The organism is Propioniciclava sp. MC1683, from assembly GCF_014164675.1.
Lineage (GTDB): Bacteria > Actinomycetota > Actinomycetes > Propionibacteriales > Propionibacteriaceae > Propioniciclava.
The window spans coordinates 62,966-89,747 of the sequence record NZ_JACJFX010000006.1 but is presented as its reverse complement, the minus strand read 5'-3'; the positions used below and the strand labels follow the sequence as shown (position 1 = coordinate 89,747).

The 26,782-nt window shown below is 71.9% G+C and carries 24 protein-coding genes; 19 read left to right on the top strand and 5 right to left on the bottom strand.

Annotated elements, in window-relative coordinates; translation table 11 throughout:
• Window positions 1-70: 70 nt before the first annotated feature.
• The 3 genes from H5397_RS05375 (at window position 71) to H5397_RS05365 (ending at window position 3,249) form a co-directional block, all read left to right on the top strand.
• Window positions 71-1,390: a TerC family protein gene (locus tag H5397_RS05375; RefSeq protein WP_182815405.1), complete on the top strand. Its 1,320-nt coding sequence runs from the start codon at window positions 71-73 to the stop codon at window positions 1,388-1,390.
• A 124-nt stretch (window positions 1,391-1,514) separates the two neighbouring features.
• On the top strand, window positions 1,515-2,438 hold the full coding sequence (locus H5397_RS05370) for a proline dehydrogenase family protein (RefSeq protein WP_182815403.1): 924 nt from the start codon (window positions 1,515-1,517) through the stop codon (window positions 2,436-2,438).
• Between the two features lie 97 nt (window positions 2,439-2,535).
• Entirely contained in the window at window positions 2,536-3,249 is a 714-nt protein-coding gene (locus H5397_RS05365) for an EcsC family protein (protein WP_220492026.1), read from the top strand.
• 2 nt (window positions 3,250-3,251) lie between these two features.
• On the opposite strand, the gene metB is transcribed toward H5397_RS05365, so the two are convergent.
• Window positions 3,252-4,415 (bottom strand): cystathionine gamma-synthase, encoded by a 1,164-nt coding sequence (gene metB / locus H5397_RS05360; RefSeq protein WP_182815402.1) that lies wholly within the window; start codon window positions 4,413-4,415, stop codon window positions 3,252-3,254.
• Window positions 4,416-4,504: 89 nt separating this feature from the next.
• On the opposite strand from metB, the gene H5397_RS05355 reads away from it, so the two are divergent.
• From H5397_RS05355 to H5397_RS05335, 5 genes are all read left to right on the top strand, one after another.
• Window positions 4,505-4,933 carry a CBS domain-containing protein gene (locus H5397_RS05355; RefSeq protein WP_182815400.1) on the top strand — a complete coding sequence of 143 codons (429 nt, stop codon included), beginning with the start codon at window positions 4,505-4,507 and terminating at the stop codon, window positions 4,931-4,933.
• Window positions 4,930-5,229, top strand: a complete 300-nt coding sequence (locus tag H5397_RS05350; protein WP_182815398.1) for an acylphosphatase — start codon at window positions 4,930-4,932, stop codon at window positions 5,227-5,229. Before H5397_RS05355 ends, H5397_RS05350 begins: the two co-directional genes overlap by 4 nt.
• A 118-nt stretch (window positions 5,230-5,347) precedes the next feature.
• The gene (locus H5397_RS05345) at window positions 5,348-6,070 is read left to right on the top strand and encodes a response regulator transcription factor (protein ID WP_182815396.1); all 723 of its coding nucleotides are present in this window, start codon (window positions 5,348-5,350) and stop codon (window positions 6,068-6,070) included.
• Window positions 6,070-7,590: a cell wall metabolism sensor histidine kinase WalK gene (locus H5397_RS05340; RefSeq protein ID WP_182815393.1), complete on the top strand. Its 1,521-nt coding sequence runs from the start codon at window positions 6,070-6,072 to the stop codon at window positions 7,588-7,590. Before H5397_RS05345 ends, H5397_RS05340 begins: the two co-directional genes overlap by 1 nt.
• Window positions 7,591-7,637: 47 nt before the next feature.
• The gene (locus H5397_RS05335; RefSeq protein ID WP_182815391.1) at window positions 7,638-8,588 is read left to right on the top strand and encodes a 1-phosphofructokinase family hexose kinase; all 951 of its coding nucleotides are present in this window, start codon (window positions 7,638-7,640) and stop codon (window positions 8,586-8,588) included.
• On the opposite strand, the gene H5397_RS05330 is transcribed toward H5397_RS05335, so the two are convergent.
• Window positions 8,589-10,154, bottom strand: a complete 1,566-nt coding sequence (locus H5397_RS05330; RefSeq protein ID WP_182815389.1) for a succinic semialdehyde dehydrogenase — start codon at window positions 10,152-10,154, stop codon at window positions 8,589-8,591.
• Window positions 10,155-10,409: 255 nt separating this feature from the next.
• Here H5397_RS05330 and H5397_RS05325 point away from each other — a divergent pair, with 255 nt between their 5' ends.
• From H5397_RS05325 to deoC, 5 genes are read left to right on the top strand one after another with little or no spacing between them, the layout of a single operon-like run.
• The gene (locus H5397_RS05325; protein ID WP_220492025.1) at window positions 10,410-11,402 is read left to right on the top strand and encodes an ABC transporter ATP-binding protein; all 993 of its coding nucleotides are present in this window, start codon (window positions 10,410-10,412) and stop codon (window positions 11,400-11,402) included.
• Window positions 11,403-11,427: 25 nt separating this feature from the next.
• The gene (locus H5397_RS05320; protein WP_182815387.1) at window positions 11,428-12,255 is read left to right on the top strand and encodes an ABC transporter permease; all 828 of its coding nucleotides are present in this window, start codon (window positions 11,428-11,430) and stop codon (window positions 12,253-12,255) included.
• 28 nt (window positions 12,256-12,283) lie between these two features.
• Window positions 12,284-13,528: a histidine kinase gene (locus tag H5397_RS18775; RefSeq protein WP_182815386.1), complete on the top strand. Its 1,245-nt coding sequence runs from the start codon at window positions 12,284-12,286 to the stop codon at window positions 13,526-13,528.
• On the top strand, window positions 13,525-14,130 hold the full coding sequence (locus tag H5397_RS05310) for a DNA-binding response regulator (RefSeq protein ID WP_182815384.1): 606 nt from the start codon (window positions 13,525-13,527) through the stop codon (window positions 14,128-14,130). Before H5397_RS18775 ends, H5397_RS05310 begins: the two co-directional genes overlap by 4 nt.
• A 16-nt stretch (window positions 14,131-14,146) precedes the next feature.
• A complete protein-coding gene (gene deoC, locus H5397_RS05305; RefSeq protein ID WP_182815382.1) occupies window positions 14,147-14,812 on the top strand; it encodes a deoxyribose-phosphate aldolase in 666 nt (221 codons plus the stop codon).
• Here deoC and H5397_RS05300 read toward each other — a convergent pair.
• The gene (locus H5397_RS05300) at window positions 14,806-16,563 is read right to left on the bottom strand and encodes a SulP family inorganic anion transporter (protein ID WP_182815380.1); all 1,758 of its coding nucleotides are present in this window, start codon (window positions 16,561-16,563) and stop codon (window positions 14,806-14,808) included. The genes deoC and H5397_RS05300 overlap by 7 nt on opposite strands.
• Window positions 16,564-16,694: 131 nt before the next feature.
• Complete coding sequence (gene ppdK, locus H5397_RS05295; protein WP_182815378.1) at window positions 16,695-19,349, bottom strand: pyruvate, phosphate dikinase; 2,655 nt, start codon at window positions 19,347-19,349, stop codon at window positions 16,695-16,697.
• Window positions 19,350-19,520: 171 nt separating this feature from the next.
• Between ppdK and H5397_RS05290 the strand changes: the two genes are divergently transcribed.
• The 5 genes from H5397_RS05290 to H5397_RS05270 all read left to right on the top strand — a co-directional run bounded on the left by H5397_RS05290 (window position 19,521) and on the right by H5397_RS05270 (window position 24,902).
• Window positions 19,521-20,552, top strand: coding sequence for a class I SAM-dependent methyltransferase (locus H5397_RS05290; RefSeq protein WP_182815376.1), 1,032 nt, complete (start codon window positions 19,521-19,523; stop codon window positions 20,550-20,552).
• Complete coding sequence (locus H5397_RS05285; RefSeq protein WP_182815374.1) at window positions 20,549-21,364, top strand: YwiC-like family protein; 816 nt, start codon at window positions 20,549-20,551, stop codon at window positions 21,362-21,364. The genes H5397_RS05290 and H5397_RS05285 overlap by 4 nt, the downstream gene beginning before the upstream one ends.
• Window positions 21,365-21,409: 45 nt before the next feature.
• Complete coding sequence (locus tag H5397_RS05280) at window positions 21,410-22,771, top strand: glycoside-pentoside-hexuronide (GPH):cation symporter (protein WP_182815372.1); 1,362 nt, start codon at window positions 21,410-21,412, stop codon at window positions 22,769-22,771.
• A 65-nt stretch (window positions 22,772-22,836) separates the two neighbouring features.
• Window positions 22,837-23,886: an alpha/beta fold hydrolase gene (locus tag H5397_RS05275; RefSeq protein WP_182815370.1), complete on the top strand. Its 1,050-nt coding sequence runs from the start codon at window positions 22,837-22,839 to the stop codon at window positions 23,884-23,886.
• Between the two features lie 29 nt (window positions 23,887-23,915).
• Window positions 23,916-24,902: a hypothetical protein gene (locus H5397_RS05270; protein WP_182815369.1), complete on the top strand. Its 987-nt coding sequence runs from the start codon at window positions 23,916-23,918 to the stop codon at window positions 24,900-24,902.
• A gap of 119 nt (window positions 24,903-25,021) precedes the next feature.
• Here the strand turns inward: H5397_RS05270 and H5397_RS05265 are convergent, their stop codons facing one another.
• On the bottom strand, window positions 25,022-25,849 hold the full coding sequence (locus tag H5397_RS05265; RefSeq protein WP_182815367.1) for a neutral zinc metallopeptidase: 828 nt from the start codon (window positions 25,847-25,849) through the stop codon (window positions 25,022-25,024).
• Between the two features lie 174 nt (window positions 25,850-26,023).
• On the opposite strand from H5397_RS05265, the gene H5397_RS05260 reads away from it, so the two are divergent.
• Complete coding sequence (locus tag H5397_RS05260; RefSeq protein ID WP_243760802.1) at window positions 26,024-26,737, top strand: NUDIX domain-containing protein; 714 nt, start codon at window positions 26,024-26,026, stop codon at window positions 26,735-26,737.
• Window positions 26,738-26,782 lie beyond the last annotated feature (45 nt).

Genomic DNA, 26,782 nt, shown 5'->3' with positions numbered 1-26,782 from the left:
TTGGCCGCCAGCGCTCCTGAGAGCCTGACGGGACCCGTCTCCTGCTCGTACGAACCGGAAAGGGCACCAGATGCCTGTTGTCTCCACCACGGTGTGGATCCTCACCGCCATCTTCATCATCGCGCTGCTCGCGTTCGACTTCATCTTCCACGTCCGCAAGGCGCACATCCCCACGATCGGTGAGGCAGCCAAGTGGACGGCGATCTACGTCTCCGTCGCGATCCTGTTCGGCGTGTGGGTGTGGATCTCGATGGGCCAGAAGTCGGGCGTCGAGTACTACGCGGGTTACATCACCGAGTTGAGTCTCTCGGTCGACAACCTGTTCGTCTTCCTCATCATCATGGCGAGCTTCAAGGTGCCGCGGCAGAACCAGCAGTTGGTGCTGATGTTCGGCATCGTGGTCTCGCTGATCTTCCGCACCGGGTTCATCTTCCTGGGCGCCGCGCTGATCAACAGCTTCGCGTGGGTCTTCTACATCTTCGGCCTCATCCTGCTGGTCACCGCCGGCAACCTGATCAAGCCCGAGAAGGACGAGGAGGACGAGGAGTCCTCCGAGGCGAACAACTTCATCATCCGCCTCGCCAAGCGCTTCATGCACACCACCGACCACTACGACGGCGACAAGCTGTTCACGATGGAGAACGGCAAGAAGGCCATGACCCCGCTGATGCTGGTCATGATCGCCATCGGTGGCACCGACGTCATGTTCGCGCTCGACTCGATCCCGGCCATCTTCGGCCTGACGCAGAACACCTACATCGTGTTCACCGCCGTCGCGTTCTCGCTGCTCGGCCTGCGCCAGCTCTACTTCCTCATCGACGGCCTGCTCGACCGCCTGATCTACCTCAAGTACGGCCTCGCGATCATCCTGGCCTTCATCGGCGTCAAGCTGATCCTGCACGCCCTGCACGAGAACAACCTGCCGTTCATCAACGGCGGCCAGCGCGTGCCGGTCTTCGAGGTCAGCACCGAGCTCAGCCTCGGCGTCATCGTCGGCACCCTGGTCGTGGTCATCTTCTTCTCGCTGCTGTCCCCCAAGGGCAAGGCGCTCACCACGATCAAGAACACCCGCCGCCACGCCAAGCAGTACCTCGACGCGTCGTTCGAGGCCGACCCCGCACAGCGCGAGAAGCTCTACCGCTCGCTGCTGAAGGAGGAGGCCGCGCTGCTGGCCATGAACCCCAAGTACAAGGACGAGATCTTCCGCGAGCAGGAGTTGCTCGACCTGCTCGACGAGGCGCACGCCACGCACGACCGCTACGTGGACGCCAACCCCGAGCGGTTCGCGTCCCACGACCCGCTGCAGGGCCAGCCGAAGCTCGACACGGCCGCCTACCGGCGCGCGCTGGAGGACCCGGACGCCCTCGAGGGGGCCAACCCCGAGGAGTGAGAACCTCCTCCTGACAACCCGTGACGAGCCGCGCACCCCCCGGGTGCGCGGCTCGTCCGTTCGGGGATAGATTGGGTGGGCGCGGCGATCCCGCGCCACTCACACACCGTGTCAGGAGGGGTCGATGAAGAACCTGCTGCTGGCCGCCTCGCGCAACACCCACGTGCGGGACCTGGCCACGCGTCTGCCCGTCGTCCGTCGTACCGTCGACCGCTTCGTGCCGGGCGACGGGGTCGAGGACGCCGTCCGTGCGATCCGCGAGATCAGCGCCACCGGGCGCCTCGCCACCATCGACCACCTGGGCGAGGACACGACCAGCCAGGCCGAGGCGCTGGCGGCCACCGAGGCCAACATCGCGCTGATCCGCCGGCTCTCCAACGAGGGGCTGACCGACGTCGCCGAGATCTCGGTCAAGGCCAGCGCGATCGGTCAGGCGCTGTCCGGCGGGGTCGACCTGGCCGCCGAGAACGCGGGCCGCATCGTCGCCGCCGCGACCGAGGCCGGCACGACCGTCACCTTCGACGCCGAGGACCACACCACGCTCGACGGCATGCACGCCCTCGTGGACGGGCTGCGCGCGGAGTTCCCCGGCACCGGGCTGGTGCTGCAGGCCATGCTGTTCCGCACCGAGGACGACGCCCGGCACTACTCCGGGGCGGGGTCGCGCGTGCGGTTGTGCAAGGGCGCCTACGCCGAGCCGGCCACCGTCGCCCACACGACCCCGGCCGCGATCGGCGAGGCCTTCCAGCGCTGCCTGGGGATCCTGATCGCGGGCGAGGGCTACCCCATGATCGCCACCCACGATCCCAAGATGATCACCGCGGCCCTGGGGCAGCTGCTGGTCGCCGGGCGGGCCCCCGGGTCGTACGAGTTCCAGATGCTCTACGGCGTGCGCCCCGAGGAGCAGCTGCGGCTGGCGCGCGAGGGCCACCGCGTCCGGGTGTACGTGCCCTACGGCGTCGACTGGTACGGCTACTACATGCGCCGCCTGGCCGAGAAGCCGGCGAACCTCGCCCTACTGGGAAGGGCCCTGATTTCCCGGAGGTGACCCTGAATCTCCTAGCCGCCGCTTGAACCACGGTCCCGGGTACGGAAAAGTCGAGGGGTGGCCGCGCGAGCGCGCGGCGTCCGATGAAAGGGGCACCATGGGCCTGTTCGACATGTTCCGCCGCGACGAGGAGATCGAGATCACGCGCTCCGCGTTGGACGAGGCGAACGACCCCTCCGGCAACGACGACGCCATCACCGGCCTGATCAAGCAGCTGACCGGCGTGGGCATCGAGGGCGTCAGCAAGTTCTCGGGCGCCAAGGAGATCGCCGACAAGGCCCTCGCCAAGGCCAACGGTGACGTCGAGGCGGCCGTGGACGACGTCGTGCGCCAGCACCTCGTCGGCGGTGCCGCCGGCGGCTTCGTGACCTTCCTGGGTGGCTTCCTGACCATGGTCGTGGCCATCCCGGCCAACGTCTTCGAGTTCTACGTGCAGGCCACCCGCATGACCGCGGCCGTCGCGCACCTGCGCGGCTACGACGTGACCGACGACCGCATCCGCACCGCGGTGCTGCTAACCCTGGTCGGCTCCAACTCCGCCGACGTGCTCGCCAAGGCGGGCGTCTCCGTCGGCACGAGCGCCGCGCTGAACGTGGCCGGCAAGAACCTGCCGAAGTCGGCGCTCATGGTGATCCAGAAGGCCGTCGGCTTCCGCATCCTGCGGTCGGTCGGCGAGCGCGTGTTCGCCCGCGTCGGCAAGCTGGTCCCCCTCGTCGGTGGCCTCTTCGGCGCCGGCATCGACCTCGCCATGATGAAGCGCATCTCCGAGCAGGCGCGGGCCGAGTTCCCGCGCACGCTGGGCACCGTCTGAGTTCAGACCGCCTCGGCGACCCGATCGAGCCCCGCCACCAGGTCCGCGACCAGGTCGGCGGGGTCTTCGATGCCCACCGAAAGGCGCACGAGGCCGGGGCGCAGGCCGGCCGCCTCCTGCACCTCCGGCGGCATCGCCGCGTGGGTCATGGAGCCCGGGTGGCAGACCAGCGACTCGACGCCGCCGAGGGACTCGGCGAGCGAGAAGTGCTCCAGCCCCGACACCAGGGCCGCCACGGCGGCCTCGCCGCCACGCACCTCGAAGGACACGATCGCGCCGAAGCCGTCCATCTGGCGCTGGGCGAGCTCGTGGCCCGGGTGGGTGGACAGGCCCGGGTAGTGCACCCGCTCGACGGCGGGGTGCAGCGACAGGGCCTCCACCACGGCCGCCGCGTTCTCCTGGTGGGCGGCCATCCGGACGCCCAGCGTCCGCAGGCCGCGCAGCGTCAGGTAGCTGTCGAACGCTCCCCCGGTGACGCCGAGGCAGTTCGCCCACCACGCCATCTGCTCGGCCATCTCGGCGGTCGCCGAGCACACGACGCCCCCGATCACGTCGGAGTGCCCGTTGAGGTACTTGGTCGAGGACTGCACGACGGCGTCCGCCCCGAACCCGATGGGGCGCTGCAGCACCGGCGAGCAGAACGTGTTGTCGGCCACCATGAGCCCGCCCCCGGCGTGCGTGGCCTCGGCCAGCGCCGCGAGGTCGCTGATGGCCAGCAAGGGGTTCGAGGGGGTCTCCACCCAGGTCAGCGCGGGCGACAGCGCGCGGACGGTGGCCGCGGCGTCCGATGCCGCCAGGTCGACCAGCCGCAGGTCGAAGCCCACCCGCCGCGACAGCGCGTCCAGCAGCCGCCACGTGCCGCCGTAGGCGTCGTGCGGGGCGACCACGGTGTCCCCCGCCGCCACCAGCGCCATCAGCGCGGTCGTGATCGCGCCCATCCCCGAGGCCGTCACCACCGCCCCGGCCGCCCCGTCGAGCTCGGCCAGCGCGTCGGCCAGGTGGCTGCGCGTCGGGTTGCCCGAGCGGGAGTAGTCGAAGCTGCGCGGGCTGCGCAGGCCGTCGAAGCGGTAGTTCGTCGACAGGTAGATCGGGGGGACGACCGCGCCCTCGGCGGTGTCCGCGTCGATGCCCGCGCGGACGGCGGCGGTGCGCCAGGATCGCTCCACGGGCCGCTCCTGTCTGTCGAGGTGGTGGACGGACCGATCATAGGGTGCGCCTCTGGCGTGGCGGTGCGGGTTCCGGGTACCGTCCCGCCATGAAGCTCGAAGACGTCATCCGCAGCAAGGGCAACTCCGTCGTCACGATCGCCCCGTCCGCCTCCGTGGCCGAGCTCGTCTCCGTCATGGCCGACAACAACATCGGCGCCGTGGTCGTCTCCGCCGACGGTCGCCACATCGCCGGCATCATCAGCGAGCGCGACATCGTGCGCGGCCTCGCCGGCTCGGGCGCCGGCCTCCTCGAGGCGACCGTGGCCGACCTCATGACCGGCGACGTCGTCGTCGGCCACCTCGAGGACCGCATCGAGGACACCGCCCACACCATGACCCACAAGCGCGTGCGCCACGTGCCGATCGAGGTCGACGGCGAACTCGCCGCGATCGTCTCCATCGGCGACGTGGTCAAGTACCGCATCGACCAGCTCACCGACGAGCGCAACCACCTGCTCGGCTACCTCCACACGTGAGCTCGGACGCCGCGGGCCTGGCCCGCGCGCTCGTCCGGGTCGACGGGCACGTTCAGGGCGTCGGCTTCCGGTGGTGGGTCTCCCGGCAGGCCGGACGCCTCGGGCTGTCCGGGTACACCGAGAACCTGTGGGACGGTCAGGTGGAGGTGGACGTCCAGGGCCTCCCCGAGGATGTGGACGCCATGGTCGAACTGCTCACGTCGCCCAAGGCGTCCGGACGCCCGGGCCGCGTCACCGGCTTCCTGGTCGACCGGCGCCCGCCCGAGGCGTCCATCAGCGGTTTCGACATGCGCTGACCGCCGAGGGCTTGGGTCCGATCCGCCGAGAGCTTGGGTCCGATCCGCCGAGGGCTCTCACAGGGAACGCACAGCCAACTCATGGCGTCCGGCCATGCCGGGCTGGGAGAGTGGACCCATGACAGAACGCGAGCAGCTCACCCGGGCGGATGGGACGCCCATCCGCGTGCTCACCGTGGACGACGAGCCGGCGATCACCGAACTGCTCAGCATGGCCCTGCGCTACGAGGGGTGGGATGTCACCACCGCCCACTCCGGCACGACCGCCGTGCAGGCCGCGCGCGACACGCGGCCGGACGTGCTCGTGCTCGACATGATGCTTCCCGACTTCGACGGGCTCGAGGTGATGCGCCGCGTGCGCGCCGAGCAGCCGGACGTCCCTGTCATCTTTCTCACCGCCCGGGACGCCGTGGACGACCGAATCCACGGGCTGACGGCCGGCGGGGACGACTACGTCACCAAGCCCTTCTCTCTCGAGGAACTCGTCGCCCGCCTGCGCGGCCTGCTGCGCCGCTCGGGCGCGACGTTGGTCAAGCCGGGCTCGCAGCTCGTGGTCGGCGACCTCGCCCTCGACGAGGACTCTCACGAGGTGACCCGCGCGGGCGAGGAGATCCAGCTGACCGCGACCGAGTTCGAGCTGCTGCGCTACCTGATGCGCAACCCGCGCCGCGTGCTGAGCAAGGCGCAGATCCTCGACCGCGTGTGGAACTACGACTTCGGCGGCCAAGCCAACGTCGTCGAGCTCTACATCTCCTACCTCCGCAAGAAGATCGACGCGGGGCGCGAGCCGATGATCCACACGCTGCGGGGTGCGGGGTACGTCCTGAAGCCGGCCGGCTGATGGCGGAACCCAAGACCTCGGCGGATCCAACCCAAGCCCTCGGCGGAGCGGGGGTGTTGGGCAAGGGGACGCTCAGCCGCCAGCTGATCCTGTCCACCACGGCGCTGGTCGCGGTGATCGCGATCCTGCTGTCGGGGCTGACCGCGCTGTCGATGCACCGCATCCTCGAGGGACAGATCGACGCGCAGATCATCAACTCCGCCAGCCGCTTCCGCGGGGACACAGGCGACCGCGGCGGCGCGTTCGGCCAGCCGGGCGGGGCCGGGCAGCAGCAGGGGCTGCTGTACTACCTGCAGGGCTTCGACGGCATCGTCCAGGTCGGACGCGAGCGCGAACGGCTCTCGGCCGACGTGACGGCCAAGCTCGACACCCTCACGCCATCCGACCAGCTCGTCACCCTCAACCTGCCCGAGTTGGGCGACTACCGCCTGTACGCGTCGACCGTCACGGGCACCGCCAACGGCGTCCGGGGCACGTTCGTGCTGATCACCGGCCAGTCCACTGATTTCTTGAAGACGTCGATGACGTCCCTGCTGGTGGCGGCCACCGTGCTCACCCTGCTGGCCATCGCGATCGCCTTCATCGCCGCCCGGACCGTCGTCGAGCGCAGTCTGCGCCCCCTGGCCCGGCTCACAGCGACGGCGAACCACGTCTCCCGCATGCCGCTGCACTCCGGTGAGGTCGCCGTGCCCGTCCGCGTCCCGGACGCCGACGTCGACCCCCGCAGCGAGGTCGGGCAGGTAGGGCTGGCGTTCAACCACATGCTCGACAACGTCGAAGGAGCCCTGGCCGCGCGCCAGCGCTCGGAGACCAAGGTGCGCCAGTTCGTCGCGGACGCCAGCCACGAGCTCCGCAACCCACTGGCGTCCATCCGCGGCTACGCGGAGCTCACTCGCCGCGAGCGCGCCCACCTGCCCGACACCACCGCGCACGCGTTGGGACGCATCGAGTCCGAGTCCGAGCGCATGTCGCGCCTCGTCGAGGACCTCCTCCTGCTCGCCCGCCTCGACTCCGGCCCCGAGCTGGCCCTGCTACCCACTTCGCTGAACCAGGTAGTCGCCAACGCCGTGTCGGACGCCCGCGCGGCGGGCCCCGACCACATCTGGACCCTCGACCTGCCGGACGCCGACGTCCTCGCCCAGGGCGACCCCTACCGGCTCACCCAGGTCGTGGCCAACCTGCTCGCCAATGCCCGGACGCACACGCCGGCCGGCACCCGCGTCCACGCCTCGGTGGCCGCCGACGGGCCGGACGCCGTGGTCACGGTCACCGACGACGGCCCGGGCATCCCGCGCGAGCTGCTCGACCGGGTCTTTGAGCGGTTCACCCGCGCGGACGCCAGCCGCGTCCGGTCGGGCGCCGGTGGCCAGTCGACCGGGCTCGGGCTGGCCATCGTCGCCGCCGTGGTGGGCGCCCACCACGGGCGTGTCGAGGTGGCCTCGCGGCCGGGCCTCACCGCGTTCACGGTGCGCCTCCCCCGCGCGGACGCCGACGGGCCCCCGTACGCGAACCGACCGTAGCGTGGCGCAGCGCCCGGGGGACGCGTCCCCCGGGATAACCTCGTATGGTGATCATCACCTTTACGGCGAACCCGAGCCTCGATCGCAGCGCACCGCTGGCCCGCGACCTGCGCGTCGCCCGGCTGAACCGGCTCGGGCAGGTCTACCGACTCGCCTCCGGCAAAGGGGTCAACGTGAGCGCGGCCGTGCACGCCGCCGGCCACCCCACCCTCGCCATCGTCCCGGTGGACACCAGCGACCCGCTGGCCGAGGCGCTGCGCAGCCGTGGCGTCCCGAGCCGCATGGTCCCGGTCGGACGCCGTGCGCGCACCAACCTCTCGATCACCCACCCCGACGGCAGCACCACCCGCTTCATCGAGCCCGGCGAGCCGCTGACGCCGGAGAACCAGACGGCACTGGTGAGCGCCCTGCTCGCCTCCCTGCCGGGGGCCTCGTGGCTGGCGCTGTGCGGCAGCCTGCCGCCGGGCGCCCCCGTCGACTGGTACGTGAAGCTCACCGAGATGGCCCACTCCGTCGGCGTCCGGGTGGCCGTTGACGCCGACGGTCCCGCCCTGGACGCCGTGATCAGTCACGCGCACGCAACCCCGCCCGACCTCCTCTCCCCCAACGTGGCCGAGCTGCAGAAGGCGACCGGACGCTCCATCCGGAAGGCGGTCAAGGCGGGCGACCTCCAGCCCGCGATCGATGCCGTGCAGGAACTGCACAGCCGGGGGGTCCCGCGCGTGCTGGCCACGCTGGGCCCCCAGGGCGCCCTGCTCTCGTGCGAGGACGGCCTGTGGCACGCCGAGCCCGACCCGGTCCAGCCGGTGTCGGTGATGGGGGCGGGGGACGCCGCGTTGGCCGGCTGCCTGCTCATCAGCACGCGAACACAGGACCCGGCGCTGTGCCTCGACCGCGCCGTCGCCTACGGGACGGCGACCGTGCTCAAGCCGAGCTCCGAGGTGCCGACCCCGGCGGACGCCGACGCGATCCCCCTCACCGTGCGCAAGCTGGCCTGATCACAGGCGCAGCGCCCGCATCACCTTGAGCGCTCCCGTCATCACCTCGGCGAACTTCTCCCGCGACGCACCCGTGGGCGCACCCAGGCCCATCCCGCGCTGGGTCGCGACGGCCTGCACCTGCGTGAAGCGCAGCAGGCCCTCGGGCCCCTGGCGTCGCCCCAGGCCCGACTGCCCCATGCCGCCCATCGGGGCCGACAGCGACCCGAAGCTGGCCGCGATGGCCTCGTTCACGTTGACCGTGCCGCACCTGATCCGGGACGCCAGCGCCCGGGCTCGCGCGTGGTCGCGGCTCCAGACGGCCGCGTTCAGTCCGTAGGTGGAGTCGTTGGCCAGTACGAGGGCCTCCTCCTCGGTGTCGAACGGGTACAGGGAGACCACGGGGCCGAACGTCTCGTCGCGGAAGCACTCCATGTCCTCGCTGACGCCCTCCAGCACCGTCGGCTCGAAACTCCACGGCGCGAGGTCGGGGCGGTGGCGTCCGCCGACGAGCACGGTCGCGGCCTTCGCGCGGGCGTCCTCGACGTGCGCCTGCACCTTGTCGAGTTGGGCCGCCGAGGTGAGCGTGCCGACCTCGCCGGTCCAGTCCAGGCCGGGGCGCAGTTCGAGGGCAGCCACGGCCGCGACGAACCGGTCGCGGAAGTCCACGTACACCGCTCGGGCGACGTACAACCGCTCGAAGCTGACGCACAGCTGGCCCGCGTTGGAGAAGCAGCCGCGGAGCGCCCCGTCGACCGCCGCGTCCAGGTCGGCGTCCGCGCACACGACCATGGGGTTCTTGCCGCCCAGTTCCAGGCTGGAGGCGACCAGCCGCTCGGCCGCCCCGACCCCGACCTTGCGGCCCGTGGCCGTGGAGCCGGTGAAGCAGACGTGGTCGCCGCGCTCGACCAGCGCCGTGCCGATCTCGCCGCCGGGCCCGGTCACCACCTGCCACACGTCGTCCGGGACGCCCGCGCGCCGCAGCAGCTCCAACCCGGCCAGCGCGGTCAGGACGGTCTGGGCGTCCGGCTTGGCCACCACCGCGTTGCCCGCCGCCAGCGCGGCGAGTCCGTCGGCCATCGCCATGGTGAGCGGGTAGTTCCACGGCGAGATGACCGACACCACGCCCTTGGGGTGGTGGTGCACGTCGATGCGCGTCAGCCCCGGAAACACGCCCCGACGGCGCTGCGGCCGCAGGAAGCCGGCCGCGTACTGCCCGTAGTAGCGGGCCGTCATCGCGAGGTGGAAGACCTCCTCGACGGCGTCCTTGCGCGCCTTGCCGGACTCGGCGACGATCACGTCGGCCAGCTCGGCCTGCGCAGCGAGCAGCAAGTCGTGGAACGCCAGCAGGCGGCGTCCGCGTTCGGACGCCCCCAGCTCGGCCCAGGCGGGTTGCGCGGCGCGGGCGGACGCGAACGCGGCATCCACGTCGTCCAGCGTCGACTGGGGGACGTCGGCCAGGTGGCTGCCGTCGAGCGGGGACGCCGTGGCGTCCGTCTCGCCCGAGGTCGCTCGGGCCAGGGGCAGCAGGCGGCGCACCGTGGCGTCCGGGAGCAGGAGTGCGGCGTCGGAGCGGGTCGCGGTCATGCCATCAGCCTAGGCACGATCCCGGGCCACCACGGCTCCGATGGGCATCGTGCTGGCCACCTGCAGGACCGACACTCGACGCCTCCCAGACCCCCTCGTGGCGGGGTCGAGTGTCGGTCCTGCGGTTGTCCACAGGCACACGCCGTGATTCCCGAGGGCGACCCAGGCCCTCGGCGGTGTGGTGTGAGGTTTGTCATGGTGAAGTGGTGAAGCGCAGCACTGGGGGCCGGCGCGATCCGGGGCGAGTCTGGATGCATGACCACGACAGCCCACATGCCCACCGCCCCCGGCGCCGCCCGCACCGACGAGGCGATCGTCCTGTCCGGCGTGCGCCGCAGCTACACCACGGCATCCCGCCGCAACCTCCTCACGGGGCGCCGGGTCCCGACCGCGGAGTTCGAGGCGGTCCGCGGCGTCGACCTGACCGTGCGCCGCGGCGAGCTGTTCGCGCTGCTCGGCACGAACGGGGCGGGCAAGACCTCGACGGTCGAGCTCATCGAGGGGCTGGCGAGGCCGTCCGCCGGTGTGATCCGGGTGCTGGGCCACGACCCGGTGGCCGAGCGCGGGCGCGTCCGGTTCCGCACGGGCGTCGTCCTGCAGAGCTCGGGCTTCCCCTCCGCCCTGACCGTCGCCGAGATGGCGCGCCTGTGGCACGGCACCCTGACCCGCCCGCTGCCGGTCGACGCCATGCTCGAAGCGGTCGACCTCGCGGGCCGCGCCGACGTGGAGACCAACAAGCTCTCGGGCGGCGAGCGCCGTCGCCTCGACGTCGCGCTGGCGCTGATGGCCGACCCTGAGGTGCTCATCCTCGACGAACCCACCACCGGCCTGGACCCCGAGAGCCGCCGCACCATCTGGGGGCTGGTCACCGGCCTGGTCGAGCGCGGCAGCGCCGTCCTGCTCACCACGCACTACCTCGAGGAGGCCGAGCAGCTCGCCGACCGGATCGCGATCATGCACGCCGGCGTCATCGCCCGCGAGGGCACGCTCGCCGAGATCGTCGCCGACACGCCCTCGCGCATCACGTTCACCCGGCCAGAGCACCTCGACCTGGCCCGCCTCGAGACCCCCGGCGGCCGCGTCCACGTCACCGACGAGGTCGTGATCGAGACCCCCACCCTGCAGGACACCCTCGCCCGCGTCCTGGCCTGGGCCGGCGACGAGCCGCTGGGCTCGCTGAACGCCCGTGTCGCCTCGCTGGAGCAGGTGTTCCTCGCCGTCGCCGACCGGCCGCTCACCAACGCCTGACCCCACCCCGACAAGGAGACCCACGATGACCATCACCACCGCCACCACCCGACCTGACGCCGCGACTTCCGCCCCGGCCGCCCGCGGCAGCTTCTGGCGCCGCTTCGGCGCGCTGGTCGCCGCCGAGAGCCGCATCCTCGTCCGCAACCGGACGGCCCTGTTCACCGCGGTCGCCATGCCGCCGCTGATTGCCTTCGCGTTCTCGGGGCTGTCGATGGACCGCGCCGCCCTCGGCGTCGTCCTGACCATGATGATGGTCGGCAGCGCACTGATGTTCGTCCTGTACTTCACGATGGTCACCTCGCTGGTGGCGCGCCGCGAGCAGCTCGTGCTGAAGCGCCTGGTGGCCGGCGAGCCCACGCCGCTGGAGATCCTGCTGGCCCCCGCCGTCCCCCTGCTGGCGTTGTTCCTCGTCCAGTCCGGGCTCGCCATCGGGGGCGCCGTCGCCCTCGGCACCCCGTTCGCCCACCCGTGGGCGCTGGTCCTCGCCGTCGTCGGCGGCGCCGCCACCTGGACGGCCCTGGCCATCTGGAGCGCCACCTGGACGCGGACCGTCGAGTCGGCCCAGCTGACGACGATGCCGCTGATCCTCGTCGCGATGCTGCTGTCGGGCTTCTCGCTGCCGCTCACGATCCTGCCGGACGTGGTGCAGCGCTTCGCCCACTGGCTGCCCATGACGCCGGTGATCGACCTCATCAACCTGGCCCACCTCGGCACCGGCACCTCGGGGGAGGCGCTGGCCGGGGGCGCCCTGGTGGGCGCGACGACCGGCATGATCTTGCCGATGCTGCTGTGGACCGCCCTGGCCCTCTACGCCGGCCTGCGCGGCTTCCGCTGGGACCCGCGCGGCTAGGCTCGCAGCCGCGAGGAGAGGAGTGACCATGAGCACCGTCAGTCAGGGCGTGAAGCGCACCGAGAGCTATGTCTACAACAGCCTGCACTGGGCCTTCCCGCTCGCGCCGATCCTCGCCCTGTCCACGGCCTTCGGGCCCTGGCCGGTGGCGATCCGCATCGCGTTCATCGCCGCCACGGTGGTGGCCTCTCTCGCGGGGCTGTCGGTGCTGCACACGGCACTGCGCGACGCCGACCTGCTCCCACCCAGCGGCTGGGACGCCGTACGCGTCGGCCGCCTGACCCCGGTGGTGGCGGTCTGGGCGGTGGCGTCGGTAGCCACCGTCCTGCTGGCCGGGACGCCGGGCTGGCGGGACCTGTTCAGCGCGATCACGGTCCCCGGCTACCTGGGCGGCGCCCTCGCCCTGCCCCTGCTGGCCCTGCCACGCGCCTCGGGACGTCCGGTCCGCCCCGTGCTGGTCGGCCTGGTCGCGATCGTGCTGGCCGAGGCCGCCCTCTGGGGCACCCTCACCTCCTCGGACCCCGAGCAGCGGGTCCCCCAGATCACCGCCGCCTACTGGGTGGGGTTTGTCGCGGCCGTGGTCGTGGGCTTCGCCCAGATGTTCCTCAACGTGCTGGCCACCACCCGTGAGCTCGAACGCGCCCGCGTCGACGGCGCCCGCCTGGCCGTCACCGAGGAGCGCCTGCGCTTCAGCCGCGACCTGCACGACGTCTTCGGCCGCACCCTCTCCGCGGTCGCGCTCAAGGCCGAACTCGGGGCACGCCAGGCCGACGCGGGGCGTCCCGAGGCCGCCGCCACCATGCGCGAGGTGCAGGCCATCGCGACGGACGCCCTCGCCGAGGTCCGCGACGTGGTGCGCGGCTACCGCGCGGCCGACCTGGCCGCCGAGGTGGCCGGCGCGCGGGCGCTGCTGGAGTCCGCGGGGGTCCGGGTCTCCACCACCACCGCCGCGACCCTGCCCGCACCGGTCAGCCGCGCGTTCGGCTGGGTCGTCCGCGAGGCGGCCACCAACGTCCTGCGGCACTCGGACGCCACCGACGCCGGCATCGCGGTCCACCGCGACGGGGCAGCGGCGACGCTCACCGTCACCAACGACCGCCCCCGCCCGGGGCGTCCGGACGCCGCGGGCTCGGGCCTGGCGGGCCTGGCCGAACGCCTCGCCGAGGTCGGTGGGTCGCTGCACGCCGAGCAGCGGGACGGTAGCTTCGTGCTCACCGCGACCGTGGACGCCGCCACCCTGGCCCGTCTGGAGGTCGCCGAGGAGGGCGCGTGATCCGTATCGTCGTTGCCGACGACGAGCACCTCATCCGCGAGGCGCTCGTCTCGCTGTTGGGCCTCGAGGACGACCTCGAGGTCGTCGCGCAGGCCGCCTCGGGCGACGAGGCGCTGGCCGTCGCCCGCAAGCACGCCCCCGACGTCGCCGTGCTCGACCTGCAGATGCCGGGGCTCTCGGGGACCGAGGTGGCCGCGGCGCTGGCGTCCGAGCTGCCGGGGTGCGCCTGCGTGATCGTCACCTCGCACGGGCTGCCCGGGCACCTGAAGCAGGCGCTCGCGGTCGGCGTGCGCGGATTCGTGCCGAAGACGATCTCGGGGTCGGGCCTGGCCGCCGTGATCCGCACCGTGCACGCGGGCGGGCGCCACGTCGACCCCGAACTGGCCGCCGACGCCATCGCGGCCGGCGACTCCCCGCTCACCGCGCGCGAGGCCGACGTGCTGGCGGCCGCCGGTGACGGGGCGCCCGTCGAGGAGATCGCCGCGCGCCTCCACCTGTCCCCGGGCACCGTGCGCAACTACCTCAGCTCGGCCATGGGCAAGCTGCACGCGGCCACCCGGCACGAGGCGGCCCGCGTCGCCCGCGAGCACGGCTGGGCGTAGCGTTAGGCTGGCGCCCATGCTCGAACGGACCGAACTCGCCCGCCTCGTCGACCACACCCTGCTGTCCCCGACGGCCACGGCCGCCGACGTGGAGGCCCTCGCCGCCGAGGCCGCAGACCTGGGCACCTACTCCATCTGCGTCTCCCCCTCCATGCTGCCGCTGCCGTTCTCGCCGCGCGTGAAGGTCGCCACGGTGGTCGGCTTCCCCTCGGGCAAGCACACCCCCGAGACGAAGGCGTTCGAGGCCGCCGAGGCCGTCCGCAACGGCGCCGACGAGGTCGACATGGTCATCGACATCGGGGCGCTGAAGTCCGGCGACGCCACCCACACGGAGGACGAGATCCGCGCCGTGCGCGACGCCGTCCCTGCCCCGGGCATCCTCAAGGTCATCATCGAGTCGGCGGCCCTGACCGACGACGAGATCGTGGCCGCCTGCACGGCCGCCGAGGCCGCCGGCGCCGACTTCGTGAAGACCTCCACCGGCTTCCACCCCTCCGGTGGCGCCTCCGAGCACGCGGTCGCGCTCATGGCGCAAACCGTCGGCGGGCGCCTCGGCGTCAAGGCGTCCGGTGGCATCCGCGACTGGGACGCCGCGCAGGCCATGGTTGCCGCCGGCGCCACCCGCCTGGGCCTCTCCGGCACCCGCGCGGTGCTCGACGGGGGGACGTCCGAGGGCTACTGACCCCGGCCGCCGGCCGGGTCGGCGTCCCGCGCGCGGACGTCGCCCACCGCGATGTCGAGGGCCCGGGACAGCTCGCGGACGTACCGGTCGGCCGGGAGGCCCACCATGAGGAGCGCGGTCTGCACCTGGCTGGGCGTCATGCCCTGCACGACCAGGCCGACGCCACGGCGTGCGAGGGCCCGGGCCACGTCAGCCAGCGCCTCGGCGCCCGAGGCGTCGAACACGTTCATCCGGTGGCAACGCACGATCACGGCGTCCACACCGTCCTCGACCGCCTCGATCTCCTCGACGAAGCGGCGGGCGTCACCGTAGAACAGGGCCCCGTCGACGCGGTAGATGGCGATGCGGTGCCGCATCGACTCCTGCTCGGGCAGCAGGTCGATCCAGCCCTCGCGGGTGTCGGCGGGCAGGTGCTGGCGGAACACCGCCGAGTACGACGCCATGTGCCGCAGGCTCATGACGGCGGCCATCGCGAAGCCGAGCAGCACCGCCATGACCAGGTCGAGCACGACGGTCGCGGCGAAGGTGAGCAGCAGGGTGTTGCGGTCGGCGCGCGTCGCGGCCATGACCGGGCGCAGCGCCTTGAGGCTGACCATGCGCAGCGCGGTCATCACGAGCACCCCGCCGAGGGCCGCCATCGGGATGCGGGCCACGATCGGGGAGGCGAACACCATGACGCCCAGCAGCACGACCGCGTGGAACACCACCGCGAGCCGGGTGCGTCCGCCGGTTCGGGCGTTGACCGCGGTGCGGGCGATCGCGCCCGTCGCGGGCAGGCCGCCGAACAGGCCCGAGGCCACGTTGGCCAGCCCCTGGCCGACCAGCTCGCGGTCAGGGTTTGTGCGGGTGACGTCGGGGACCATCCCGTCGGCGACGCGCGCCGACAGGAGCGACTCCAGCGCCGCGAGCGCGGCCACGGCCAGGGCGGGGGCGGCCAGGCCCTGGATCGTGCGCCAGTCGAAGCTGGGCAGGCTGGGCGCGGGCAGGGAGGTCGGGAGCGCGCCGATCCGCGCCACGTCGAGGGACATCAGCTCGGCCACGACCGTCGCCACGATGATCGCCACCAGCGACAACGGGACGCCGCGGGCCACCCTCTCGCCCACCAGGTGGAGGGCGACGACCAGCGCCATGATCGCCAGCGGCGCGACCGCCGCGGCCCAGTCGGTGCCGGCGATGGTGTTCCACGCCGACACCAGCGAGGACTCACCCTCGCCCTTCTCCGAGCCCAGCACGAGGGGCAGCTGCTGCAGGAAGATGATCACCCCGATGCCGGCGGTGAACCCCTCCACCACGGGTAGCGGGATGAGGTCGACCGACCGCCCGAGGGCCGTCATGCCCATCAGGATCACCATGATCCCGGCCAGGATCGCCAGCGCCGGGACGCTCTCGACCCCGTAGGCCGCGATCACCGGGAGCAGGACGACCGTCATCGCCCCGGTCGGGCCCGACACCTGCAGGTGGCTCCCGCCGAACACCGCGGCGACGATGCCCGCGATGATCGCGGTGACCAGCCCGGCAGTCGCGCCCATGCCGGAGGCCACGCCGAAGCCGAGCGCCAGCGGCAGCGCGACGATGCCCACGGTGAGCCCGGCCATGAGGTCGCGGCGCCACGTGCGCGGCAGCTGCGCGTAGTCGGCCGGCGTCGGCCACAGCCCCTTCAAGCTGATCACGTGCCCGCTCACGGCGTCCCACGCCGAGGCGAGCTGCTCACCCCGCGTGTGGCGCGGCGGCTCGATGCGGTAGTCCGGCACTGCACTCCCCCCTCGATCGCAGGGTAGCGCCCGGGCCGGGTGGCTGCCATCCGGTGCCCACGGCGTCCGGGAACGGCCGACGGCCCCGGGTCGGAACCCGGGGCCGTCGCTGTGGTGCTCGTGTCAGCTGGTCACTGCTCGCGCAGCGCCGCGCGCGCCGCCGCGAGGCGGGCGATCGGCACACGGAACGGGGAGCAGGAGACGTAGTCGAGGCCCGCGCGGTGGAAGAACTCCACGGATTCGGGGTCGCCACCGTGCTCACCGCACACGCCGGTCTTCAGGCCCGGCTTGGTGGAACGGCCCTTCTCGACGCCCATCTCGACCAGCTGGCCGACGCCGGACTGGTCCAGGGACTCGAACGGGTTCTTGCTCATGACCTCGGCGTCCACGTAGTGGCCCAGGAAGCCCGCCTCGGCGTCGTCACGGCTGATGCCGATGCCGGTCTGGGTGAGGTCGTTGGTGCCGAAGGAGAAGAAGTCCGCGGCCTCGGCGATCTCGTTCGCGGTCAGGGCCGCGCGCGGGATCTCGATCATCGTGCCGACCGTGTAGTCGAGGCGCTTGCCGGCCTTCTCGAACTCGTCCTCGACGGCCTTCACGACGATGTCGCGCTGGACCTCGAGCTCCTTCTTGATCACCACGAGCGGGACCATGATCTCGATGCCCGCGGTCTCGCCCTCGCGCTCCTGGACGGCCAGGGCCGCACGGATGATGGCGCGGGCCTGCATCTCGGGGATCGACGGGTAGAGCATCGCGAGGCGGCAGCCACGGGTGCCGAGCATCGGGTTCTGCTCGTGGAGGCTCTTCACCTGGGCCAGCAGCGTGCGCTCCCTGGCCAGGTCCTCCTCCGAGCCACCGGTCAGCTCGAGCTTCTGCACCAGCAGCGACTGGTCGACGATGTTCGGGAGGAACTCGTGCAGCGGCGGGTCGAGCAGGCGCACCGTGACCGGCAGGCCCTTCATCGCCGAGAAGATCTCCTCGAAGTCGGCCTGCTGCAGCGGGAGGATCTCCTCCAGCGCCGCGGCGCGCTCCTCCTCGTTGGTGGCGAGAATCATCTTGCGCACGCTGGGGAGGCGGTCCGCCGCCATGAACATGTGCTCGGTGCGGGCCAGGCCGATGCCCTCGGCGCCCAGTTCGCGGGCCTTGGAGGCGTCCTCGAAGTTCTCCGCGTTGGCGCGGACGCCGAGGCGGCGGTACTCGTCGGCCCAGGCGCCGACCTGCTCGAAGTCCTCGTTGATCGACGGCGGGACGAGCGGGGCCGCGCCCTCGAAGACCTCACCGGTGGTGCCGTTCAGCGTCAGCGTGTCGCCGGTGCCGTAGGTCTTGTCGCCGATGGTGACGGTCTCGCCCTTGGGGTCGATCTTGATGCCGGGGGCACCCGCGACGCAGGTGATGCCCATGCCGCGCGCGACGACGGCCGCGTGGGAGGTCATGCCGCCGTGGGCGGTCAGGACGCCCTGGGAGACCATGACGCCGTGGATGTCGTCGGGGGTCGTCTCGTAGCGGACCAGGATGACGCTCTCACCCTTGCCACCGCGCTCGGCGGCGTCGTCGGCGTTGAAGGAGAGCGCGCCCACCGCGGCACCCGGGGAGGCCGGCAGGCCCTTGACGATCGCCGTCGCCTTGAAGTTGGGGTCGATGGCGGGGTGCAGGAGGGCGTCCAGGTCGGAGGGGTTGATGCGCAGCAGCGCCTCCTCCTTGGTGATGAGGCCCTCGTCGACCATGTCGACGGCCGACTTCACCGCGGCGGCGGCGGTGCGCTTGCCGTTGCGGGTCTGCAGCATGTAGAGCTTGCGGTCCTCGATCGTGAACTCCATGTCCTGGAGGTCCTTGTTGTGCAGCTCGAGCTTGTCCATGGTGGCGAGCAGCTCGTGGAAGGCCTCGGGGAGCACGTCCTCCATCTCGGCCAGGTTGCGCGGGGTGCGGATGCCGGCGACGACGTCCTCGCCCTGGGCGTTGGTCAGGAACTCGCCGTAGAGCTCCTTGGCGCCGGTGGAGGGGTTGCGGGAGAAGCACACGCCGGTGGCGGAGGTCTCGCCGCGGTTGCCGAACACCATCTGCTGGACGTTGACGGCCGTGCCCAGGTCGCGGGAGATGCCGTTGGCCTTGCGGTAGACCTCGGCGCGCGGGTTGTTCCAGGACAGGAACACCGCGTTGATGGCGCGCATCAGCTGCTCGCGGGGGTCGGTGGTCCAGTGGCCACCGAGCGCCTCGTCGGCGAGCTCCTTGAACTTCTTCGTGAGGGCCTTCAGGTCCTCGGCGTTCAGGTCGGTGTCGTTGGCGACGCCCTTGGCCTCCTTGGCCTCGGTCAGCGCGTCCTCGAACACGTACTGGTCGACGCCCTCGACGACCTCGCCGTACATCTGGATGAAGCGGCGGTAGCAGTCCCACGCGAAGCGCTCGTTGCCGTCGGCCAGGGCCGCGACGGCGCCGACGGTGTCGTCGGAGATGCCGAGGTTGAGGACGGTGTCCATCATGCCGGGCATCGAGAAGACGGCGCCGGAGCGGATGGAGACCAGCAGGGGGTTCTCGGTCGAGCCGAGGACCTTGCCCGTGCGCTCCTCGAGGCGGTCGAGGGCGGCCTCGACCTGCTCGCGCAGGCCGGCCGGCCACTCGCCGTTGTTGTTCATCGCGGCCACGCAGGCCTGCGTCGTCACGGTGAAGGCGTCGGGAACGGGGACGCCGATGCGGTTCATCTCGGCGAGGTTGGCACCCTTGCCACCGAGCAGGCTCTTCAGCGACGCGTCGCCCTCGTTGAGGTCGTAGACGTACTTCGTCTGGTCAGTCATGAACTGGATTCTCCTTCATGTGCTCCGAACACGTCGACGTGCAGGCCGTCGGGCCCCGGACGGCGGAGCGGTCCGCCCGGATTGTCCACCCCCCACCGTAGTGGGTCGGGGCCGGTGCGCAGGACCACGGACGCCCGGTCCACGTGCTGGAACGCCGATACGATGGCCCCCATGCCCCTCGATCCGGTCGCCTCCCTGATGCTGGACGAGGCGGGCCCGCTCCCGGCCCGGGTCCTCGTGCTGGACGACGTCGGCGGGGAGCTCACCCAAGCGGCCACCGAGGCAGGGGCTCTGGTGCGGACCTGGTGCGACGACGTGCGCGACCTGGAGGCCGTGCCGCCCCACCTGCGGGTGGCCGGGTTCCTCACCACGGAGGAGTCACCCGAGCTCGTGCTGTGGCGGCTGCCGCAGTCGGTCGCGGCCGTCGAGGACTACGCCGAGTACCTCGCCGCCCGGCTCGACCCATCGGCCCGGGTGGTCGCGGGCGGCCGGACCAAGCACATGACGGTCGCGTTCAACACGGCGCTGGCGCGCCAGTTCACCACGGTGTCGGCCAGCCTGGGCCGCCAGAAGAGCCGGGTGCTGCACGCGTCGGGCGCCCGTCCGGCACCGCCCCGCTGGCCGATGCGCCGGTACCTGCCCGAGGTCGGGGTCACGGCGGTGGCCCACGGCAACGTCTTCAACACCAACCGGCTCGACGACGGCACCCACCTGCTGCTGCGCACGCTGTCCCGGGCCGCCGGGGAGCCGGTCACCAACGGCGGGCCGCCGCGCGGGGTCGCGCTCGACCTGGGCTGCGGCTCGGGCATCATCGCGACGTGGCTCGCCCAGCGCGGGTGGGCCACCACGGGCGTGGACGCCTCGCTCTCGGCCCTGGTCTCCACCCGGCTCACGGCCCGGACCAACCGCGTCCGCGTCGCCGTGCGCCGCGCCGACATGCTGGCCGGCACCCGCTCGCAGTCGGTGGACCTCCTGGTCACCAACCCGCCCTTCCACATCGGCGCGGCCAAGGACTCCCGACCCACGCTGGCGATGATCCGGGCCGCGGCGTCCGTGCTGCGCCCCGGCGGCGAGATGTGGATGGTGTTCAACTCCCACCTGCCCTACCTGCCCGAACTGCGTCGCCACATCGGCGTGACGACCGTCGAGGCCCAGGACCGCCACTACATCGTGGCCCGAGTCCTGAAGGAGCACGCGTCGTGACCTCACGCGCCGCCGCACGCCCCCGTCCCCGCACGAAGAAGCGCGACCCCGGCTGGGTCCCGAACCAGCACGGCGCGTGGGCGATGCTGGTCGTGCCGTTCCTGCTGGGCACCTACCTGCGCCTGCGCGACGGCGAGCCCGGGTGGTTCCTCATCCCACTGTTCGCCTGCTGGATGCTGGGCTACTTCGCCTTCAACGCCGCCTCGGGGTGGCTCAAGGCGCCCCAGAAGCGCAAGCACCAGTGGGTGAAGCCGCTCGCGGTCTACGGGGCGACCTCCGTCGTGTCCGGCCTGATCGCCCTGCTCCTGGCGGGCTGGCCCCTGCTGACCTGGGCGCCGGCGTTCGTGCCCCTCCTGCTCCCGGCCCTGTGGCTGGCCGCGCAGCGCAACGAGCGGGCCACGGTGGGCGGCGGCCTGACGATCGCCGCGGCGTCCCTCATGGTGCCGATCGCGCGCCACCCCAACGCGCTGGACGCCCTCCGCCCCGAGGCCGGCCCCACCTGGCTGCTGACCCTGCTGGTCTTCGCCTACTTCTTCGGCACCGTGCTGTACGTGAAGACGAACATCCGCGAGCGCGGGCGCCCGGAGTGGATGGTTGCCTCGGTCGCCTACCACGGGGCGTGGGCGATCCTGACCGTTCCGCTCGCGTTCGCGGGTCTCGCGGCGTGGTGGTGGCCGCTGTTCTTCCTGCTGTGCACCGTGCGTGCCTGGCTCATCCCCGGACGGCACTGGTCGGCCAAGCACATCGGCTTCCTCGAGGTCGGCATGAGCACCCTGCTGCTGGTGTGCTTCGCGATCTGGCCGGGGGTCTGAGCGGGCTCCTGTCCCGCGCCGCGCCCCGGCGGTAGGTTGCTCGCCATGGACGCCACCACCACCCGCCGCAACCGGTGGAGCTTCGCGATCGGCACCGTCGGCCGCGACATGGTCTACTCGCTGATGGCGCTGTTCCTGATCGTCTACCTCACCGAGGTGCTCGACCTGGACGACGCCACCCTGTGGTGGGTCAACGGGATCCTGCTCGCCGCCCGCATCTTCGACGCCTTCACCGACATCGTCATGGGCGGCATCATCGACAACACCAACACCCGCTGGGGGCAGTTCAAGCCCTGGATCGTCGCGGGCATGATGTCGGTCGCCCTCGTGACGATCCTGCTGTTCACCGACCTCGGCCTGCGCGGGCCCGGGTACGTGGTGCTGTTCACGGTCGTCTACGTGGCGTGGGGCCTGGCCTGGACGATGAACGACATCGGCTACTGGTCGATGCTGCCCTCCCTCACCCTCGACCAGCGCGAGCGCGAGCGGCTCGGCGCCCTGGCCAAGGTGTTCGCCACGATCGGGCTGTTCACGATCGTGGTGGCGATCATCCCGGTCACCAACGCCCTCGGCGGCGATGCCCGGGCCTGGCAGACCTTCACCATCGGCGCGGTCGCGATCATGATCCTGGGCCAGCTGGTCACGCTGGTCGGGGTGCGCGAGCCCGCCCGGTCGGGCCCGGTGCCGCACACCACCGTCCGCGACGTGGTGCGGGCGATCGGCCGCAACGACCAGCTGCTGTGGACCGCCCTGGCCATGGTGCTGTTCCTCGTCGGCTACAACACCACGACCTCGTTCGGCGTCTACTTCTTCAAGTACGCCTACCGCGACGAGAACATGTTCAGCCCGTTCGCGGCGATCCTGGGGGTGGCGCAGCTGCTCGGCTTCGCGCTGTTCCCGCTGTTGCGCAAGCGTTTCAGCCGGCGCCGGCTGTTCTCCGTCGCCATGGGCCTGGTCGCCCTCGGCTACGTGGTCTTCTTCTTCTCGCCGATGAACATCATCCCCATCGGCATCGCGGGGCTGCTGCTGTTCGTCGGGGCGTCCTTCGTGATCGTGCTGATGATCGTGTTCCTGACCGACTGCATCGAGTACGGCCAGTGGAAGCTCGGCCACCGCAACGGCGCGGTCACGTTCGCCCTGCAGCCCTTCATCAACAAGATCGGCGGGGCGGTCGGCACGGCCATCGTCGGCGCCACCCTGATCATGACCGGCATCAACGCCGCCCGGACCCCCGACGACGTCACCGAGGCCGGCCTGCTCGGCATGCGGCTGATGATGATGGGCTTCCCGATGCTGCTCATGCTGGCCAGCTACCTCGTCTACCTGCGCTTCTACAAGATCGACGAGGAGTTCCACGCACGGATCGTCGCCGACCTCCGCGAGCGGGGCGAACTCGTCGAGTCGTGACGGGGTCTTGCGCAAAACCTGAATGACCATTCAGTATTGGGGCACCCACTGACCCGAGGAGTCCCATGACCTTCACGCCCCAGCGCATCGAGACCGCCCGCCTGACCCAGAACGTCTGGACCTCCGGACCCGAGGACGGCACCCCCCTGCTGCTCGTCCACGGCAACCTCAGCTCGGGCGGGTTCTGGAAGTACACCGCGGCCGAGTTCGGCGACGACGTCCGCGTCATCGCTCCCGACCTGCGCGGCTACGGCGACACCGACGCCGAGCCCATCGACGCCACCCGCGGCCTGGGCGCCATGGCCGACGACCTCCACGCCCTCCTCGAGGCGCTCGGCCTCGCCGGCCAGCAGCGGGTCAACTCCGCCGGCTGGTCGATGGGCGCGGGCGTCCTGCAGCAGATGATGCTCGAGTACCCCGACGACCTCGCCTCGGTCACGCTGATCGCGCCCCTCTCCCCGTACGGTTTCGGCGGCACGCGCGGCGCGAACGGCGAGCCCTGCACCCCGGACGCCGCGGCCTGCGGTGCGGCGGGGGCCAACGCGGCGTTCATCCAGCGCCTCGCCGCCAAGGACGCCAGCGACGAGGACCCGCAGACCAGCCCGCGCATCATGATGCGCACGTTCTACGGCGGCGGCGAGAACGCGGCCAACATCGACGAGGACTTCCTCACCGACGAGTTGCTCAAGACCCGCACCGGCGACGACTTCTACCCCGGCACCGCGGTCCCGTCCGAGACCTGGCCCGGCCTCGCAACCGGTGAGAAGGGCGTCCTGAACACCATGAGCCCGAAGTACTACAACGCCTCGGGCATCGTCGACCTCGAGCGCAAGCCCGCCGTCGTGTGGATCCACGGCAGCGAGGACAAGGTCGTCGCCGACGGCTCGCTGTTCGACCTGGCCACGCTCGGCCAGATGGGCGCGGTGCCGGGCTGGCCCGGCGAGGACGTCCTCCCGCCGCAGCCGATGGTGCGGCAGACCCGCGCCGTGCTGGACGCCTACCGCGCCAACGGCGGGGCCGTCACCGAGGTCGCCCTGCAGGGCGCGGACCACGGGATCCCTCTGGCCCTGCCCGGCCGCGTCGCGCAGGAGATCACCGCCGTCCTGGTGCGCTGAGACGACCGCGGCGGGGTAGTCTCACGAGGGTGACCCTGCCCCGCCGCGCCGCCGCCCTCGCGCTCGCGGCCGTCGTCGGGACGGGCTGCGCACTGCAGCCCCCGGCCGAGCTCACGACCCCCGCCCCGGGCGGCCCGGCGAGCCCCGGGCCCACGGCCGGGCCCACCGCCGAACCCACGCCCACGGCGTCCGCGTCGCCGGCCCCGCTGCTCGACCTGACCCGCCCCGGCGCGGCCCGCGACCTGGTCGACGAGATCCTCGCCACGGCCGGTGCGAACCGGGCCGTCATGGTCACCGTGACGGCCGACGACGCGTCCGTGGCCGTGCTGAAGGCCGGCCAGCCGCGCACCTGGGCGTGGCGCGACGGGCGCGTGCAGGAGGTGCCCACCGACATCACCTACGTGGCCCAGCGCACCTTCGACCCCGACGACTTCGCCCTCGACGACCTCGGCGCGCTGTTCCGGGCCGCCGAGTCGGTGTCGGGCTCGCGGCAGGGACAGTCGCTGCAGATCGTCGACTACTCCGGCGGGCTGGTGTCGATGTCGGTCTCGACCAACCCCGAGTCGCGGGCGGTGTTCTTCCACCCCGACGGCACGCTGCTGCCCACCCTGGACTTCACCAGCCGGTGGGGCCTGCGCGAGGGCTACGCCGACGCCGTGGGCGACCGCCACGTGGCCTCGGCGGTGGGGTTCGGGTCCAGCACCGGGGTCTACCTGGACGCCCCCCAGCTGCCCGGCAACGGCCTCGAGCGCCGCCAGCGCACGGCCCGGACGCCGGTGCTCGTGACGCCTCGCACCGAGGCATCGGACCTCGACACCTTCGACCCGCAGCTCGTCGACCCCGACGTCGTGTGGGGCGTCCTGGAGTCACTCCAGGACGAGGAGGAGTTCACCCTCGACACCCCGTGGAGCTGCATCGTCGACGACCGCGGCGACGCACCCACCCCCCGCATGCACTTCACCGTCGGCGAGCGCTCGTTCGTGACCGACCTCGCCGGTCGGGTGCTCCCCGACTGAGCCCCGGCTCCCCCGACCGACGCGACACTCACCGAACGCACAACCGCGACACCGACATCGGTGTCGCGGTTGTCAGCTTGGTGAGTGTCGGCACCCGGCCGGGGCCGGCGTCCGGACGATCAGTCCAGCGCCCCCGCGGCGAAGGTGTTGCAGGTGTTCGGGTCGCCGGAGTTGAAGCCCTGGGCGAGCCACTCCTTGCGCATCTGCGAGGAGCCGTGGGTCCACTGGCTCGGGTCGACGCGGCCGGCCTGCATGTGCTGGATGTGGTCGTCACCGACGACCTCGGCGGCGTTCACGGCGCGGTCCAGGTCGTCCTGGGTGACCTCGCTGATGATGCTGTCGGCCGAACCGGACGCGTAGCGCAGCCACGCACCGGCGTAGCAGTCGGCCTGCAGCTCGAGGCGGACGGCCGGCGAGTTCGGGCCGGCGGTCTGGCCCTGCTGCTGGACCTTGCCCATGATGCCGGTCAGGTTCTGGATGTGGTGGCCGTACTCGTGCGCGATCACGTACGCCTCGGCGGCGTCACCGCCCTGCGCGCCCAGCTGGGGCAGCATGGTCTGGAAGAAGCTCTTGTCGAGGTAGACCGTCGCGTCGGCCGGGCAGTAGAACGGGCCGACCTGCGCGCTGGCCTGGCCGCACGCCGTGTTGACGGCGCCCTCGAAGGTCACGGTCTTGGTGGCCTGGTAGCCCGACAGCGTCTGCGACCAGAAGTTCTGGATCGAGTTGGTGTACGCCACGTACCGGCACTCCGGGTCCCTCTCGATGTCGGCACCGGTCTGGCAGTGGGCGTACTGGCTGTTGTCGGTCTGGCCGGGCGCCGGGGCAGCCCCGCCGCCGAGCAGGTCGCCCGGGTTGAAGCCGAACAACAGCGCAAGGATCATGATCAGGATGCTGGCCCCGCCGCCGACGGCGATCGTGCCGCCACGGCCTCGGCCGCCACCGCCCATCTAGGAGGGGTCGAGCTGTGCCCCCGGGTTGTACTGCACGTCGTGCCCCCATCGTCGCTGCTGGAACTGGGTTTGAGCATAGCGGCCCCATCGCCCCGCGCACGATGGGTGCGACCGGGGCCCGCCCCGGAGAGGCGGCTTGGGTTCCTCTCCGGGTCACGCCAAGATGGGCAGGTGCAGATCATCGGCGTGGAGGTACCGGGCGGGACGCCCGTGCTCGCCTTCACGCTCGGCCACGGGGAGGACCCGTACCAGGTCGCGTGGGAGGGCGGGTACCGCGTGCTGCGTCCGCTCTCGGCGGCCGGCACGGTCGAGGACCTGACCGTCACCCTGCAGCTCGCCGAGCACGGGCGTCCGGTGACGCCCCGCGGCCCCCAGCGCGTGCGCACGACCCTGCGCCCCGGTGAGATGTCCGGACGCCCCGTCGTGCGCCAGCGGCTGGCCGCCTACGGCCTCGTGGTGTCGGACCGGGGCGTGCTCGCGACCGAGTTCTCCGACCGGACGGCCGTCCCCGGCATGTGGGGCCTGCCCGGCGGGGGCATCGACCCGGGCGAGAACCCCGCGACCGCCGTGGCCCGCGAGGTGTTCGAGGAGACCGGGCAGGACATCGAGATCACCCAGTTCCTCGACATGCAGTCCGACCACTGGATCGGGCACTCCCCCAGCGGCGTCGTCGAGGACTTCCACGCCGTGCGGCTCATCTATGCCGCGCGGTGCGACAACCCGCGCGACCCCGTCGTCCACGACGTCGGCGGCACCACCGCGAGCTCACAGTGGGTGCCGGTGCACTCGTTCCGCGACGTGGCCTGGATCAACGGGGCCCGCAGCCTGCTGGGCAAGCACGGCCACGACCTGGTCCGCAGCTACCGCCGGCGCCGCTCGGCCTGACACCGAACGCCGAAGCCCCCGCCCGGATGACCGGAAGGGGGCTTC